Annotated in this window: 14 protein-coding genes; 6 read left to right on the top strand and 8 right to left on the bottom strand. The window is 61.0% G+C overall.

The window, feature by feature from the left end:
* Positions 1–103 precede the first annotated feature (103 nt).
* Entirely contained in the window at positions 104–1441 is a 1338-nt protein-coding gene (gene glpT, locus HBO11_RS14840) for a glycerol-3-phosphate transporter (RefSeq protein ID WP_057440450.1), read from the top strand.
* On the opposite strand, the gene HBO11_RS14835 is transcribed toward glpT, so the two are convergent.
* Both HBO11_RS14835 and HBO11_RS14830 read right to left on the bottom strand, forming a co-directional pair.
* Positions 1425–2090, bottom strand: coding sequence for a gamma-glutamylcyclotransferase (locus HBO11_RS14835; protein ID WP_169955018.1), 666 nt, complete (start codon positions 2088–2090; stop codon positions 1425–1427). The genes glpT and HBO11_RS14835 overlap by 17 nt on opposite strands.
* A gap of 26 nt (positions 2091–2116) precedes the next feature.
* Positions 2117–4504, bottom strand: coding sequence for a TonB-dependent receptor (locus HBO11_RS14830; protein ID WP_169955019.1), 2388 nt, complete (start codon positions 4502–4504; stop codon positions 2117–2119).
* Between the two features lie 326 nt (positions 4505–4830).
* Between HBO11_RS14830 and HBO11_RS14825 the strand changes: the two genes are divergently transcribed.
* A complete protein-coding gene (locus HBO11_RS14825; RefSeq protein WP_169955020.1) occupies positions 4831–5307 on the top strand; it encodes a sn-glycerol-3-phosphate transporter in 477 nt (158 codons plus the stop codon).
* A gap of 203 nt (positions 5308–5510) precedes the next feature.
* Here the strand turns inward: HBO11_RS14825 and HBO11_RS14820 are convergent, their stop codons facing one another.
* The 5 genes from HBO11_RS14820 to HBO11_RS14800 form a co-directional block, all read right to left on the bottom strand.
* Positions 5511–6479, bottom strand: coding sequence for a CDP-6-deoxy-delta-3,4-glucoseen reductase (locus HBO11_RS14820; RefSeq protein ID WP_169955021.1), 969 nt, complete (start codon positions 6477–6479; stop codon positions 5511–5513).
* Positions 6479–7945, bottom strand: a complete 1467-nt coding sequence (ubiD, locus tag HBO11_RS14815) for a 4-hydroxy-3-polyprenylbenzoate decarboxylase (protein WP_038444369.1) — start codon at positions 7943–7945, stop codon at positions 6479–6481. The genes HBO11_RS14820 and ubiD overlap by 1 nt, the downstream gene beginning before the upstream one ends.
* Before the next feature lie 156 nt (positions 7946–8101).
* Positions 8102–9361 (bottom strand): transcription termination factor Rho, encoded by a 1260-nt coding sequence (gene rho / locus HBO11_RS14810; RefSeq protein WP_003176825.1) that lies wholly within the window; start codon positions 9359–9361, stop codon positions 8102–8104.
* 232 nt (positions 9362–9593) lie between these two features.
* Positions 9594–9923 carry a thioredoxin TrxA gene (gene trxA / locus HBO11_RS14805; RefSeq protein ID WP_169955022.1) on the bottom strand — a complete coding sequence of 110 codons (330 nt, stop codon included), beginning with the start codon at positions 9921–9923 and terminating at the stop codon, positions 9594–9596.
* Positions 9924–10043: 120 nt separating this feature from the next.
* The gene (locus HBO11_RS14800) at positions 10044–10745 is read right to left on the bottom strand and encodes an FCD domain-containing protein (protein WP_169955023.1); all 702 of its coding nucleotides are present in this window, start codon (positions 10743–10745) and stop codon (positions 10044–10046) included.
* A 254-nt stretch (positions 10746–10999) separates the two neighbouring features.
* Between HBO11_RS14800 and HBO11_RS14795 the strand changes: the two genes are divergently transcribed.
* Genes HBO11_RS14795 through HBO11_RS14780 form a run of 4 tightly spaced genes read left to right on the top strand, consistent with a single transcriptional unit; the run spans position 11000 to position 13839 of the window.
* On the top strand, positions 11000–11785 hold the full coding sequence (locus HBO11_RS14795; RefSeq protein WP_169955024.1) for a transporter substrate-binding domain-containing protein: 786 nt from the start codon (positions 11000–11002) through the stop codon (positions 11783–11785).
* Positions 11786–11799: 14 nt separating this feature from the next.
* A complete protein-coding gene (locus HBO11_RS14790) occupies positions 11800–12468 on the top strand; it encodes an amino acid ABC transporter permease (RefSeq protein ID WP_169955025.1) in 669 nt (222 codons plus the stop codon).
* Positions 12465–13115: an amino acid ABC transporter permease gene (locus HBO11_RS14785; RefSeq protein ID WP_169955026.1), complete on the top strand. Its 651-nt coding sequence runs from the start codon at positions 12465–12467 to the stop codon at positions 13113–13115. The genes HBO11_RS14790 and HBO11_RS14785 overlap by 4 nt, the downstream gene beginning before the upstream one ends.
* Positions 13102–13839 carry an amino acid ABC transporter ATP-binding protein gene (locus HBO11_RS14780; RefSeq protein ID WP_169955027.1) on the top strand — a complete coding sequence of 246 codons (738 nt, stop codon included), beginning with the start codon at positions 13102–13104 and terminating at the stop codon, positions 13837–13839. The genes HBO11_RS14785 and HBO11_RS14780 overlap by 14 nt, the downstream gene beginning before the upstream one ends.
* On the opposite strand, the gene HBO11_RS14775 is transcribed toward HBO11_RS14780, so the two are convergent.
* A complete protein-coding gene (locus HBO11_RS14775) occupies positions 13811–14365 on the bottom strand; it encodes a hypothetical protein (protein WP_178121768.1) in 555 nt (184 codons plus the stop codon). The two genes, HBO11_RS14780 and HBO11_RS14775, sit on opposite strands and share 29 nt — an antisense overlap.
* Positions 14366–14367: the final 2 nt, after the last annotated feature.

Raw genomic sequence — 14367 nt, 5'->3', positions numbered from 1 at the left:
TACTCCGGTTTCCTGTGTTTGCGGATAAGAGGCGATGCTATTTTCGGTAACGAAACTGTAACATTCGCATCCGCAGTCAAAACAAGAAATTTGGAGCTCTTGAATGTTTGCTTTCTTTCGTCCTGCCCCACACCAGGCACCTCTGCCTGAAGAAAAGATCGACAGTACCTACCGACGACTGCGCTGGCAGATCTTCGCCGGTATTTTCTTTGGCTACGCGGGTTACTACCTGCTGCGCAAAAACTTCTCCCTGGCCATGCCGTACCTGATCGACGAGGGTTACACCCGTGGTCAACTGGGCTTGGCCATGTCGGCAATCGCCATTGCCTACGGCCTGTCCAAGTTCCTCATGGGCCTGGTGTCCGACCGCTCCAACCCGCGCTATTTCCTGCCGTTTGGCCTGCTGGTATCGGCCGGGGTGATGTTCATTTTCGGTTTCGCGCCTTGGGCAACCTCCAGCGTGACCATGATGTTCATTTTGCTGTTCATCAACGGCTGGGCCCAGGGCATGGGCTGGCCGCCAAGCGGGCGGACCATGGTGCACTGGTGGTCGCAGAAAGAACGCGGCGGCGTGGTGTCGGTATGGAACGTGGCGCATAACGTCGGCGGCGGCCTGATCGGCCCGCTGTTCCTGTTGGGCATGGCCTGGTTCAACGACTGGCACGCAGCGTTCTACGTGCCGGCCACCGTAGCCTTGGCAGTGGCGGCGTTTGCCTTCATCACCATGCGCGACACCCCGCAGTCGGTGGGCCTGCCGCCTATCGAGAAGTACAAGAACGACTACCCGGAAGGCTACGACGCCAGCCACGAAGACGAATTCAGCGCCAAGGAAATCTTCGTCAAGTACGTGCTGCGCAACAAAATGCTCTGGTACATCGCCTTCGCCAACGTGTTCGTCTACCTGCTGCGCTATGGCGTGCTGGACTGGGCACCGACCTACCTCAAGGAAGCCAAGCACTTCACCGTCGACAAATCGTCGTGGGCGTACTTCTTCTACGAATGGGCGGGGATTCCCGGCACGCTGCTGTGCGGCTGGATGTCGGACAAGATCTTCCGTGGCAACCGTGGCCTGACCGGCATTGTGTTCATGGCCCTGGTGACCGTGGCGACCCTGGTGTACTGGCTCAACCCGCCAGGCAACCCGATGGTCGACATGATCGCGCTGTTCTCCATTGGCTTTTTGATCTACGGCCCGGTGATGTTGATCGGCCTGCAGGCGCTGGAGCTGGCGCCGAAGAAAGCCGCTGGTACGGCGGCAGGCTTTACCGGCCTGTTCGGTTACCTGGGCGGTTCGGTAGCGGCCAGTGCGGCCATGGGCTACACCGTGGACCACTTCGGCTGGGACGGCGGCTTTGTGCTGCTGATCGGCGCGTGCCTGCTGGCCATCGCGTTCCTGATCCCAACCCTGTGGCACACCAATAGCGTCAGCTCGGCGCGTTAATCGCCGCGACGCCTTTGGCACATCGCTTGAGCCGCGCCTCCAGATTTTTATCTGGCATGGCGTGGCTACGCAGGGCGTTGACGGTCTGCTCGACATAATCGCGAGTGGTGCCGTAACGCCCGCAAGCGCTTTCAAATACCTGGTTCAGCACGCTGTCGGGCAAGTTGCCGGCGTAGCTGGGCAGGTGCCGCTCCAGCACAAAACCCAACGCCTGCACCTGGCTGCCGTCTTCAAGCCGGCAACTGAGCCAATGTGGCCGATACGATGGGTAAGGCATCTCGCGCTGCCACAAGGCATAGAGCGAGGCCTCCAGTTGATCCTCCGGCAGGCGGTAGGCAAAGCCGCTGCACGAGCCACCACGATCCAGGCCAAACACCAGCCCCGGCAACTCCGGCGTGCCCCGGTGCTCGTGGGACCACAGGTACAGGCCCCGGTGATACCCATGGACCCGGGCGCGCAGGCGCTGGGTCGCCGAACACTCGGGACGCCAGATCAGCGAGCCATACGCAAACAGCCAGACCGGCCCACCCTTGTGCAGGCCCATGGTGGCTTGCATCGAGCTCATCAATTGTTCGTGAGTGAGTTGCGGCCCCAGATCGAGCCGCGGTGGGTAAGCCAATTGCAGACGTTCGGATTCAATAACGGTCATGGCAGATCGCTTAGGTCTCCTGTGCATTACCAGTTATAGGCGACTTTACCGTAATAGAACGCGCCGCTGTAACCGTAAGGCGAAAAAGTGCTATAGGCCAGGTTGCCGCCACTGCTGGCGTAGGCATTGAGCTTTTCCGGGTATTTGTCGGTCACGTTGTCGCCGCCCACGGTGAAGGTCCAGTTGTGCAATTTGTAGTCAGCCGACAGGTCCAGCACCCAGGCGGCCTTGAAGGTCTGGTCGTTGACCTTGTCTGCCTGGTAGCTGGTGAATTCGCCATAACGCACCAGGTTGCTGTGCAGCGCCCAGTTGCCGAAGGTGAAATCGTTGGCCAGGCTCAGCTTGTGCTGGGGCGTGGTGTCACCCAGCAAGCCGATGCGCTCGCGCCGGTCGACCCGCACCAGGTTGGCGCCCAGGCTATCGAGAATGGCCGGGTTGGCCTTCACGTCCGTGACCTTGGTGTGGTTGTAGTTGTAGCCCACAGTGCTGTTCCAGCGGATGCCGTTATCCAGTTGGTAGCGGTAGTTGGCCACCAGGTCGACACCATCGGTGCTGGTGTCGGTGGCATTGGTGAAGTAACGGGCGGTGGTGTAGTCGATGTTGCCGACACCGTTGGCCTGCAGATAAGCGCGAGTCGCAGCGTTGAGCGCGAGGTTGGACGACAGGCTGATACGGTCGCGGATATCGATACGGTACACGTCGACCGTCACCGTCAGGTTATCCGCGGGCTCCAGCACCAGGCCCAGGCTGTAGTTGCGCGACTTTTCGGCCTTGAGGTCTTCGGCGCCGAGCAGGCGGGCGACCTGGCTGGTGGCCGGGAACGTGCCGGCTTCCTGGATAGTGTTGCCGATCAACTGCGACGAGGTGTAGGCAAAGTTCTGCTGGGCCAGGGACGGTGCGCGAAAGCCATTGGAAATGCTGCCGCGCAGGGCCACCTGCGGGGTGAAGTCATAGCGTGCCGACAGCGAGCCGCTGACGTTGGAGCCAAAGTCGCTGTAGTCCTCATGGCGCACCGCCGCCGAAACCCCGAGCTTCTCGGTGAAATTGGTTTCCAGGTCCAGGTATTGCGCCCAGTTGTGGCGCGAGGTGCTGCCGGCGTCGGCATCACGGAAACCGCCGAGGCCCGAACTGCCGGTCTGGTAGTAGGACGCCGGCTCACCCGCTTCAATCTCATAGCCCTGGTGCAGGTATTCGCCACCGAAGGCCACCGACACCGGGTACGGCAACCAACCAAGGTCGAACTCCCGGGACAGGTCCAGGCTGAGCTGCTTCTGTTCGTTGCTCAGGGTGCCGTTGTCGAACTTGCGCGGCGTCGCCAGGCCCAGGGAGGTGTTGATGGTTTCGGTGCGCAGTTCGTACTGGTTCTTGCCGTAGTTGGCCGACAGGTCGTAGTGCCAGTCATACGCAAACTGCCCACGCAGGCCGGCCACCAGCGAGGTGTCTTCGAGGTTGCCACGGATCAGCGGCAAGTAGCCATTGGGGTTGAGCGCCGGGATGTTGTTGGACGCATTGCTCGCCCGGTAAAACGCCGCCGTCTCGCCGCGCCGCTTACTGTAGCCACCAAAGGTGTAGAACTCGGCAGCATCGTTGAAGGCATAGCCGGCGTTCAACCACAGCTTGCCTTCGTTGGTCGAGGGTTCGCCCTGGCGGAACACTCGCTGGCCGTACGTGGTAGAGCCGACGCTGGCCGGGCGGTAATCGTGGCCGGCGCGATTGGTGTAGTCATTGTCGGCGCCTTCGGCGGAGAGGTTGATAAACCCATTCTCGCCCACTGCCAGGCCGGTATTGCCGCTGATGTTGCGCTGGATCCCGTCGCCTTTCTTGTATTGCCCGAACTTGCTGGAAACCGCGCCTCCATGGTCGGTCTGCTTGAGGATCACGTTGATCACCCCGGCAATCGCGTCAGAGCCGTAGCGGGCCGACGCGCCATCGCGCAGCACTTCGATATGGTCGACCGCCGACAGCGGGATGGCATTCAAGTCTGCCGGGGCCGAACCGCGACCGACCGCCCCGCCCAGGTTGACGAAGGCACTGGTGTGGCGCCGCTTGCCATTGACCAGCACCAGCACCTGATCCGGCGACAGGCCGCGCAGTTGCGCCGGGCGCACCAGCTCGGCGCCGTCCACCAGGCTGGGGCGTGGGAAGTTGATGGAAGGAATCAGCCGCGCCAGTACAGCACCCAGTTCATCGGAGCCGGTACTGCGCAGACTTTCGCCGGAAATAACATCAATCGGTGACAGTGAGGCGCTGGCCGTGCGTTCTTGGGCACGAGTGCCGGTGACGATCACCGTGTCGAGCTTTGGTGCGTCCGCAGTCGTCGTTTCAGCGGCGATCACTGGATTGAATCCCACGGCGGTCAGCAAATTGGCTGACAAAATCGCCGTGTACAGCGCGTGTTTGTTGTAGCTCCCCATACCGCTCCCCTTGCAATCAAAAGTCAGAACGTCAATGCCCTGAGTTCATACGATCGATCCGTGTGGCGGACGGTGGCGGTCATTTACTGGTTATTGGCAGAAAGTCGGTGGCCCGATGACATATAGCTTAATGATATTTATCTTGACGAATAAATATCTTTTAAGAATAAGAGAAAGCATAAGCAATGGGCCCCATTCGTCAGGATTGCCCCGGTAAACGTCGTTGTTTCAGCACCGGTTCAGCCTTTACGGGCGACCTGGCCTCAAGATAGGCCCGCGTCACGACCCCACTTAGCCGCGCATTAACCGACTATCGAGGTCGCCCCATGAAAAACCGACTTTCTGGCCTGCTGCTCCTGGCGCAGGCCACCACCGCCCTGGCCGCCGAAACACCCGCCAACGACGACAAAGGCTTCTGGTACGCCCAGACCAGCGTCTACACCCGGCACTTTGCGCCGGATCCCGAGCACAACAACCACCAGGACCTGATCGGCCTGGAGCGCAATGACGCTTCGGGGTGGGTGTATGGCGGTGCGACCTTTCGCAACTCGTTTCGCCAGCGCTCGTATTACGCCTATGCGGGCAAGCGCTATGACATGGCCAACTATCCGGTGTACCTGAAGCTGACCGGCGGGGCGATCCAGGGCTATCGCGGCAAATACCGCGACAAGATCCCGCTGAACCGCTACGGCGTGGCACCGGTGATCATTCCGTCGGTAGGCGCGCACTATGGGCCGGTGGCGGCAGAGCTTGTGCTGCTGGGGTTCAATGCGGCGATGGTGACCACGGGCGTGCGCTTCTGAGGCCGCGCACCTGAGTAAACACAATCCGATGTGGGAGCTTGCCCACTCCCATATGTGATTTGTGGCGGTACCAAAATTCCCTGCCATGCGCAGATCCCCTGTGGGAGCGGGCTTGCCCGCGATGGCGTTGGTTCAGTCAATATCGTCGGTGACTGATACACCGCTATCGCGGGCAAGCCCGCTCCCACAGTTTGATCGGCGCCTCAGGCGCGAGGGGCGTAGGCAAACACGTCAGCACGCATCTGATGTGCATCCATGCCGGCGTTGACCAACGCATCCAGCGTGCCATAGATCATCGCCGGCGAACCGCTGGCGTAGACATGCACAGCCTTGAGGTCGGTTATGTCTTCGCACACCGCCTCATGCAACAAGCCACAACGCCCTTCCCAACCGCACAGGTCGCTGACCACTTTGTGCAGGAACAAGTTGGGCAATTGCTGCCACTGCTCCCAATGCTCGACCTGGTAGAAATCTTCGGGACGGCGCACGCCCCAGTACAGATGCACCGGGTGCTTGAAACCGCTGGCCCGGCAGTGCTCGATCAGGCTGTGCATCTGCGCCATGCCGGTGCCGGCCGCGATCAGCACCAGCGGCCCGTCGGGCAGCTCTGCCAGGTGGGTATCGCCAAACGGCAGCTCGACCCGCGCCATCTGGTTGCGCTGCAACTGCTCGATCAGGCTGCGGGCACTGTCTTCGCGCACCAGCACATGTAGCTCCAGCTCGCGCCCGGCATGGGGCGCCGACGCCAGGGAAAACGCCGATTTCTCGCCGTTTTCGCGCTCGATCATCAGGTACTGGCCAGCGTGGTAGCGCAGCGCCTTGCCGGCCGGCGCACGCAGGCGCACGCGCCACACATCGCCACCCAGGTCCACGCACTCGCTCAACTGGCAGGCAAGCTTGCGCAACGGCAACTCCCCCGGCGCCAACACGCCATCCCATAGCACGATGCAATCTTCCAGCGGCTCGGCGATGCAGGTGTAGAACTCGCCATGATCGCGCACCTCGCCGGCCTGCTGCACCCGGCCCTCGACCAACAGGGCCGCGCACACGTGGCACACGCCATTGCGGCACGCCTGCGGGCATTCGTAGCCCAGGCGCCGCGCACCTTCAAGAATCCGCTCGCCCGGCTGCAAGTCGAGGACCGCACCGGAAGGTTGCAGGGTTACACGCATCAATCTATTCCCAATTCTTTCCACATCGCATCGACACGCGCCGTCACGGCTTCATCCTTGACGATCACCCGGCCCCACTCACGGGTGGTTTCACCCGGCCACTTGTGGGTGGCATCCAGGCCCATCTTCGAGCCCAGGCCCGACACCGGCGAGGCGAAGTCGAGGTAGTCGATCGGCGTGTTATCGATCATCACTGTGTCGCGCTTGGGGTCCATGCGCGTGGTGATAGCCCAGATCACATCGTTCCAGTCCCGGGCATTGATGTCGTCATCGGTGACAATAACGAACTTGGTGTACATGAACTGTCGCAAAAACGACCACACACCGAGCATGACGCGCTTGGCGTGGCCCGGGTAGGACTTCTTCATGGTCACGATGGCCATGCGGTACGAGCAGCCTTCCGGCGGCAGGTAGAAGTCGGTGATTTCCGGGAACTGCTTCTGCAGGATCGGCACGAACACTTCGTTCAGCGCCACACCCAGGATCGCCGGCTCATCAGGCGGGCGGCCGGTGTACGTGCTGTGGTAGATCGGCTTGATCCGGTGGGTAATGCGCTCGACGGTGAACACCGGGAAGCTATCGACTTCGTTGTAGTAGCCGGTGTGGTCGCCATAGGGGCCTTCATCGGCCATCTCGCCCGGATGAATCACGCCTTCGAGGATGATTTCGGCGGTGGCCGGCACTTGCAGGTCGTTGCCACGGCACTTCACCAGCTCAGTGCGGTTGCCGCGCAACAGGCCGGCAAAGGCGTATTCGGACAGGCTGTCCGGCACCGGCGTCACGGCCCCGAGGATGGTGGCCGGGTCGGCGCCCAGGGCGACAGATACCGGGAACGGCTGGCCGGGATGCTTCTCGCACCACTCACGAAAGTCCAGCGCGCCGCCACGGTGGCTAAGCCAACGCATGATCACCTTGTTGCGGCCGATCACTTGCTGGCGGTAGATGCCGAGGTTCTGGCGGTCTTTGTTCGGGCCCTTGGTGACGGTCAGGCCCCAAGTGATCAGCGGGCCGACGTCGCCGGGCCAGCAGGTCTGCACCGGGAGCATTGCCAGGTCGACGTCATCGCCTTCGATGACCACCTCCTGGCACACCGCGTCCTTGACCACTTTGGGCGCCATGGCAATGATCTTGCGGAAGATCGGCAGCTTCGACCAGGCATCCTTGAGGCCCTTGGGCGGCTCGGGCTCCTTGAGGAAGGCCAGCAGCTTGCCGATCTCGCGCAGTTCGCTGACCGACTCGGCGCCCATGCCGAACGCCACCCGGTCGGGCGTGCCGAACAGGTTGCCGAGCACCGGAATATCAAAGCCTGTGGGGTTCTCGAACAGCAGCGCCGGGCCCTTGTTACGCAGGGTGCGGTCGCAAATCTCAGTCATTTCCAGGACCGGGGAAACCGGCACCTGAATACGTTTCAACTCTCCGCGCTGCTCAAGTTGCTGCACGAAATCCCGAAGATCCTTGAATTTCATTAACCATGCCACCCGTAAAATAGGCGTACATCCTACCTGCTCTGAGGGCGGCTGGCAGCTTATCGCGGCGTATTTGCGTTTGGAACATGCTTAAAAAACACACGAAAAAAAATGGCGCCCCTGGGGGCGCCATTCTTTCGGACCTGAAACGTCGTATTACTTACGCTTCATCGACAGGAAGAACTCGTCGTTGGTCTTGGTGGTTTTCAGCTTGTCGATCAGGAACTCGATGGCGGCAACTTCGTCCATCGGGTGCAGCAGCTTGCGCAGGATCCACATGCGCTGCAGTTCGTCGTCGGCCGTCAGCAACTCTTCGCGGCGGGTGCCGGAGCGGTTGATGTTGATGGCCGGGAACACGCGTTTTTCAGCGATGCGACGGTCCAATGGCAGCTCCATGTTGCCGGTACCCTTGAACTCTTCGTAGATCACTTCGTCCATCTTCGAGCCGGTTTCAACCAGCGCGGTGGCGATAATGGTCAGCGAGCCGCCTTCTTCGATGTTACGCGCGGCGCCGAAGAAACGTTTCGGCTTCTCCAGGGCGTGGGCATCGACACCACCGGTGAGCACTTTGCCGGAGCTCGGGATCACGGTGTTGTAGGCACGGGCCAGACGGGTGATGGAGTCGAGCAGGATCACCACGTCCTTCTTGTGTTCGACCAGGCGCTTGGCCTTCTCGATCACCATTTCGGCAACCTGCACGTGGCGGGTTGGCGGCTCATCGAACGTCGAGGCAACCACTTCGCCGCGCACGGTGCGCTGCATTTCGGTCACTTCTTCCGGACGCTCATCGATCAGCAGCACGATCAGGTGAACTTCAGGGTTGTTACGCGCGATGTTCGCTGCAATGTTCTGCAGCATGATGGTCTTACCGGCTTTCGGCGGTGCGACGATCAGGCCACGCTGGCCCTTGCCGATCGGGGCGCACAGGTCGATCACACGACCGGTCAAGTCTTCAGTGGAACCGTTGCCGGCTTCCATCTTCATGCGCACGGTCGGGAACAGCGGCGTCAGGTTCTCGAAGAGAATCTTGTTCTTCGCGTTCTCGGGACGATCGAAGTTGATCGTGTCGACCTTGAGCAGGGCGAAGTAACGCTCGCCTTCCTTTGGAGGACGGATCTTGCCAACGATGGTGTCACCGGTGCGCAAGTTGAAGCGACGGATCTGGCTCGGCGAGACGTAGATATCGTCTGGGCCGGCGAGATAGGAGGCGTCTGCAGAGCGGAGGAAGCCGAAGCCGTCCTGGAGAATCTCCAGCACGCCATCACCGGAGATTTCCTCGCCGCTTTTCGCGTGCTTTTTCAGCAGGGAGAAAATCACGTCCTGCTTGCGCGAACGGGCCATATTTTCTATGCCCATTTCTTCGGCCAGTTGGAGCAGGTCGGTAATCGGCTTTTGCTTGAGTTCAGTCAGATTCATATAGGAATGACGTAATCATTTATAGAGGGGGGGAATTAAGCTTTTGGCTTAATGAGGCCGCGCCGCAGAGAAGGCGACAGGATCGCGTACTAATCGAAAGGAATGCGTCGGCGACGGCTTGCAGGGGGCAGTGGAGAAACCAGTGCGGGGCCGAATGTACCACCTGAGTTTGGGAGCGTCTAGCCCTGTTTCACGAAAAAGCCCCGCAATTTGCGGGGCTTTTTGACGACGCTTAGATGTTGGCGTCGAGGAAAGCTTGCAGTTGCGACTTCGACAGCGCGCCGACCTTGGTGGCCTCGACGTTGCCGTTCTTGAACAACATCAGGGTCGGGATACCACGTACGCCATGCTTGGCCGGGGTTTCCTGGTTGTCGTCGATGTTCAGCTTGGCGATGGTCAGCTTGCCTTCGTAGGTAGCTGCGATATCGTCCAGGACCGGGGCGATCATTTTGCAAGGGCCGCACCACTCAGCCCAGTAGTCAACCAGCACCGGGCCTTGGGCCTGAAGGACTTCGGCATCAAAGGTCGCGTCGGTGACGTGCTTGATAAGATCGCTGCTCATGGATGTCTCCGGGTTGTAAGCAAAAAAAACGTTGCCCATCATAGCCGCCCTTCCTTCGTTCAGGAAGCCGCCGCTGATTGACTCTTGCTATGGGACGCCATCATTTTGGATATGGCCGGGTCAGGAGGCTACCGGGGTGATAAAGGCGATCCCCGTACGCAGCGCCGCGTTACGCACGTGCTCCTGCATGGATTTGTGCGCCGCCGCGCTGCTGCGCCGGGCCAGGGCACGGAGGATCTTGCGGTGCTCCTGCCAGGTTTCCATCGCCCGCTCCGGTCGGATGAACGGTAGTTTCTGGCTTTCCAGGAACACCTCGGCGCTGGCGCTGAGGATGCTCACCATCGCCTGATTGCCACTGGCCAACAGGATGCGCTGGTGGAAAGCGAAGTCCAGCCGTGCGGCGGCCTCGAAATCACCGGCCTTGAGCTCCCGGCGCATGGCCTGGACATTGTCTTCGAGCCCATCCAGTTCCTCGGTGGTCAACGTCATGGCCGCCAGCCCCGCAGCAAAACCCTCCAGGGCGTAACGCAACTGGAAGATATCCAACGGGCTGGCCTGTGCCGTAAACGGCCAGGCCACACCGCCCATATCACCCGCCGGTGGTGCCTGCACGAACACGCCCTTGCCCGGTTGCACGCTGACCAACCCCAGGGCGCTGAGCGATGACAAGGCCTCACGCAACGAGGCACGACTGACCCCCAGTTGCAGCGCCAGGTCCCGCTGGGAAGGCAATGCATCACCTGGCCCGAAGCCCTGTTGCTTGATCAGTTTGCGGATGGCTTGCAAGGCCGCTTCCGGTACGGCTTGGGCGATGGAATTCATAAAAACCCGAGGTTTTAGTCAACAGTAAGCCTAGTTGTAAATCTATTCTCGGCAGCCCGCAAGCCACGCCCCAAAGGGGCTCGCGCGATTTTGCCGGCGCTCGAAAAGGGTGCGAAACAGCGGCTGACTGTTCAGACCAGTAAGACCGCTGCAAGCCCATTAAATCCTGCCTTGCGACCGTTTCAGGGCGTCATGGCATGGGCTGTGCACTGGGCAAACTCAGAAAATCCCTTCACCCTTTTCGGAGAGTTGCCATGACCAAGCGTTGCAGCGCCCTGCTCACTGCCTTGTTTGCCAGCCTGATGCTCAGCCAGGCGCCAGCCCAGGCCAACGGCCTGGACGATATCGTCGCCCGTGGCACCCTCAAGGTCGCGGTGCCCCAGGATTTCCCGCCGTTCGGCTCGGTCGGCCCCGACATGAAGCCGCGCGGCCTGGATATCGACACCGCCAAACTGTTGGCCGAGCAACTCAAGGTCAAGCTGGAGCTGACCCCGGTCAACAGCACCAATCGCATCCCGTTCCTCACCACTGGCAAGGTGGACCTGGTGATTTCCAGCCTGGGCAAGAACCCGGAGCGCGAGAAGGTCATCGACTTCTCCAAGGCCTACGCGCCGTTCTATCTCGCGGTATTTGGCCCACCTGACGCGGCCATCGCGAGCCTCGACGACCTCAAGGGCAAGACCATCAGCGTAACCCGCGGCGCCATCGAAGATATCGAGTTGACCGCCGTCGCGCCCAAGGAAGCCACGATCAAGCGCTTTGAAGACAACAACTCGACCATCGCCGCCTACCTCGCCGGCCAGGTAGACCTGATCGCCAGTGGCAACGTGGTGATGGTGGCGATCAGCGCGCGCAACCCCAAGCGGGTGCCGGCGTTGAAAGTCAAACTCAAGGATTCGCCGGTGTATGTCGGCGTGAACAAAAACGAGCCGGCGCTGCTGGAGAAGGTCAACCAGATCCTGGTCGCCGCCAAGGCTGACGGCAGCCTGGAAAAAAACGCGATGCAGTGGCTCAAAGAACCGTTGCCGGCAGACCTGTGAGGCGGAGCTGACCCATGGCCTATCAATTCGACTTTGTGCCGGTGCTGGCCAATACCGACCTGTTGTTGCGCGGTGCGCTGTTCACCCTGGAGCTGACCGCTATCGGCGCCATCCTGGGGGTGGCGCTGGGGATTGTCGGCGCCGTGGTGCGGGCATGGAAAATCCAGCCGCTCTGCTGGCTCTTCGGGGTGTATGTCGAGTTGATCCGCAATACGCCATTCCTGGTGCAGTTGTTCTTCATCTTCTTCGGCTTGCCGTCCCTGGGCCTGCAGATTTCCGAATGGCAGGCGGCGGTGCTGGCGATGGTGATCAACCTGGGGGCTTATTCCACGGAGATCATTCGCGCCGGGATCCAGGCGATTCCCCGTGGGCAACTGGAGGCCGCAGCGGCGCTGGCAATGACGCGCCTTGAAGCGTTCCGCCATGTGGTGTTGCTGCCGGCGCTGGGCAAGGTGTGGCCGGCGCTGAGCAGCCAGATCATCATCGTGATGCTCGGTTCGGCGGTGTGCTCACAGATCGCCACGCAAGAGTTGAGCTTTGCCGCCAACTTTATCCAGTCCCGCAATTTCCGTGCGTTTGAAACCTATGCACTGACCACCCTGGTGTACCTGTGCATGGCGTTGATGATCCGCCAGTTGCTCAACTGGATCGGCCGCCGCTATGTGATGAGGAACAGCCGATGAGTGATTTTTCGTTCTGGGACATCGTGCGCAACCTGCTGACCGGCCTGCAGTGGACGCTACTGTTGTCGCTGGTGGCGTTTATCGGCGGCGGGCTGATCGGCTTGCTGGTGATGACCCTGCGCATCAGCAAAAAGGCACTGCCGCGCAATATTGCCCGCACCTATATCGAACTGTTCCAGGGCACGCCGCTGCTGATGCAGTTGTTCCTGGTGTTCTTCGGCATCGCCTTGCTGGGGATCGATATCTCGCCGTGGCTGGCCGCCGCGATTGCCTTGACCCTGTTTACCAGCGCCTACCTGGCCGAGATCTGGCGCGGCTGTGTCGACGCTATCGCCCATGGCCAGTGGGAAGCCTCCGCCAGCCTGGCCCTCAACCCTTATGAGCAACTGCGCTACGTGATTTTGCCCCAGGCCCTGCGAATTGCCGTGGCGCCGACAGTGGGTTTCTCGGTGCAGGTGGTCAAGGGCACGGCGGTGACGTCGATCATCGGCTTCACCGAATTGACCAAGACCGGCAGCATGCTCGCCAACGCCACCTTCGAGCCCTTCATGGTCTACAGCCTGGTGGCACTCGGTTACTTCCTGCTCTGCTACCCCTTGTCCCTCAGTGCCCGCTACCTGGAAAGGAGACTGCATGCCTCTGCTTAGAATATCCGCGCTGCACAAGTATTACGGCGATCACCATGTGCTCAAGGGCATCGATTTGACGGTCGAGGAAGGCCAGGTGGTGGCGATCATCGGCCGCAGTGGCTCGGGAAAATCCACCTTGCTGCGCACCCTCAATGGCCTGGAGTCGATCAACGATGGGGTGATTGAAGTCGACGGCGAATACCTCGACGCGGCCCGCGCCGACCTGCGCAGCCTGCGGCAGAAAGTCGGCATGGTGTTCCAGCAGTTCAACCTGTTCCCCCATTTGACCGTGGGCGAAAACGTCATGCTCGCGCCCCAGGTCGTGCAAAAAGTCACCAAGGCCAAGGCCGCGGACCTGGCGCGACAGATGCTGGAGCGCGTCGGGCTGGGAGAAAAATTCGATGCCTTCCCGGATCGCCTGTCCGGCGGCCAGCAACAGCGGGTGGCCATCGCACGGGCACTGGCGATGTCGCCCAAAGTGTTGCTGTGCGATGAGATCACCTCGGCGCTGGACCCGGAGTTGGTCAATGAAGTGCTCACAGTGGTGCGCCAACTGGCTAAGGATGGCATGACCTTGATCATGGTCACCCACGAGATGCGTTTTGCCCGGGAAGTCGGCGACAAATTGGTGTTCATGCACCAGGGCAAGGTACATGAGGTTGGCGACCCGAAGGTTCTGTTTGCCCAACCGCGCACCGCTGAGCTAGCCAACTTTATTGGTTCTGTGGAGCAGCCGGGCTGATGCCAGCCCCGTGCGGCACCCACTCGACCTGGACCTGCCCTTCCAATGTGGTTTCACGGCGCACAGAGAACGCATCGACCGGCAGATACGGGTCGACCTCCAACTGCGCCGATAATCGCCGGCCTGTCACCGGTACGCCTGCGGCCCGGGCGATCAGCACCTGCCCGGGCACAAGCTGATCGCCGGTCGAGCCGTCGACGGCCAGGTCCACGGGGCGGCCATCCAGCTGGGCGTGCCGGATACTCAAGGTAACGACGCCCTCGCCACCAAACCGAAACCCCCGCCCTCCCGCAGGCAACCCGCCAAACCGGATCGCCATGGGCACGGGATCGATGCACACCACGTTCAGCACCACCGTACGCTTGCCCAGTGACGATGAACTGGCGGGGCCATCGAGCCACTGCGCGTGGCGCAATATGCCAAAGTCGACGCGAGGCTGGCTTAAAACCAACTGGCAATTGGCGACACTGGCTTCACTGGCCAATATCGCGATAACGAACAACAGGCGCTGATAAAACCTGCTCACCG

This window comes from Pseudomonas sp. WS 5010, from assembly GCF_012985565.1.
GTDB lineage: Bacteria > Pseudomonadota > Gammaproteobacteria > Pseudomonadales > Pseudomonadaceae > Aquipseudomonas.
This window is presented reverse-complemented; position numbering and strand designations above follow the sequence as displayed.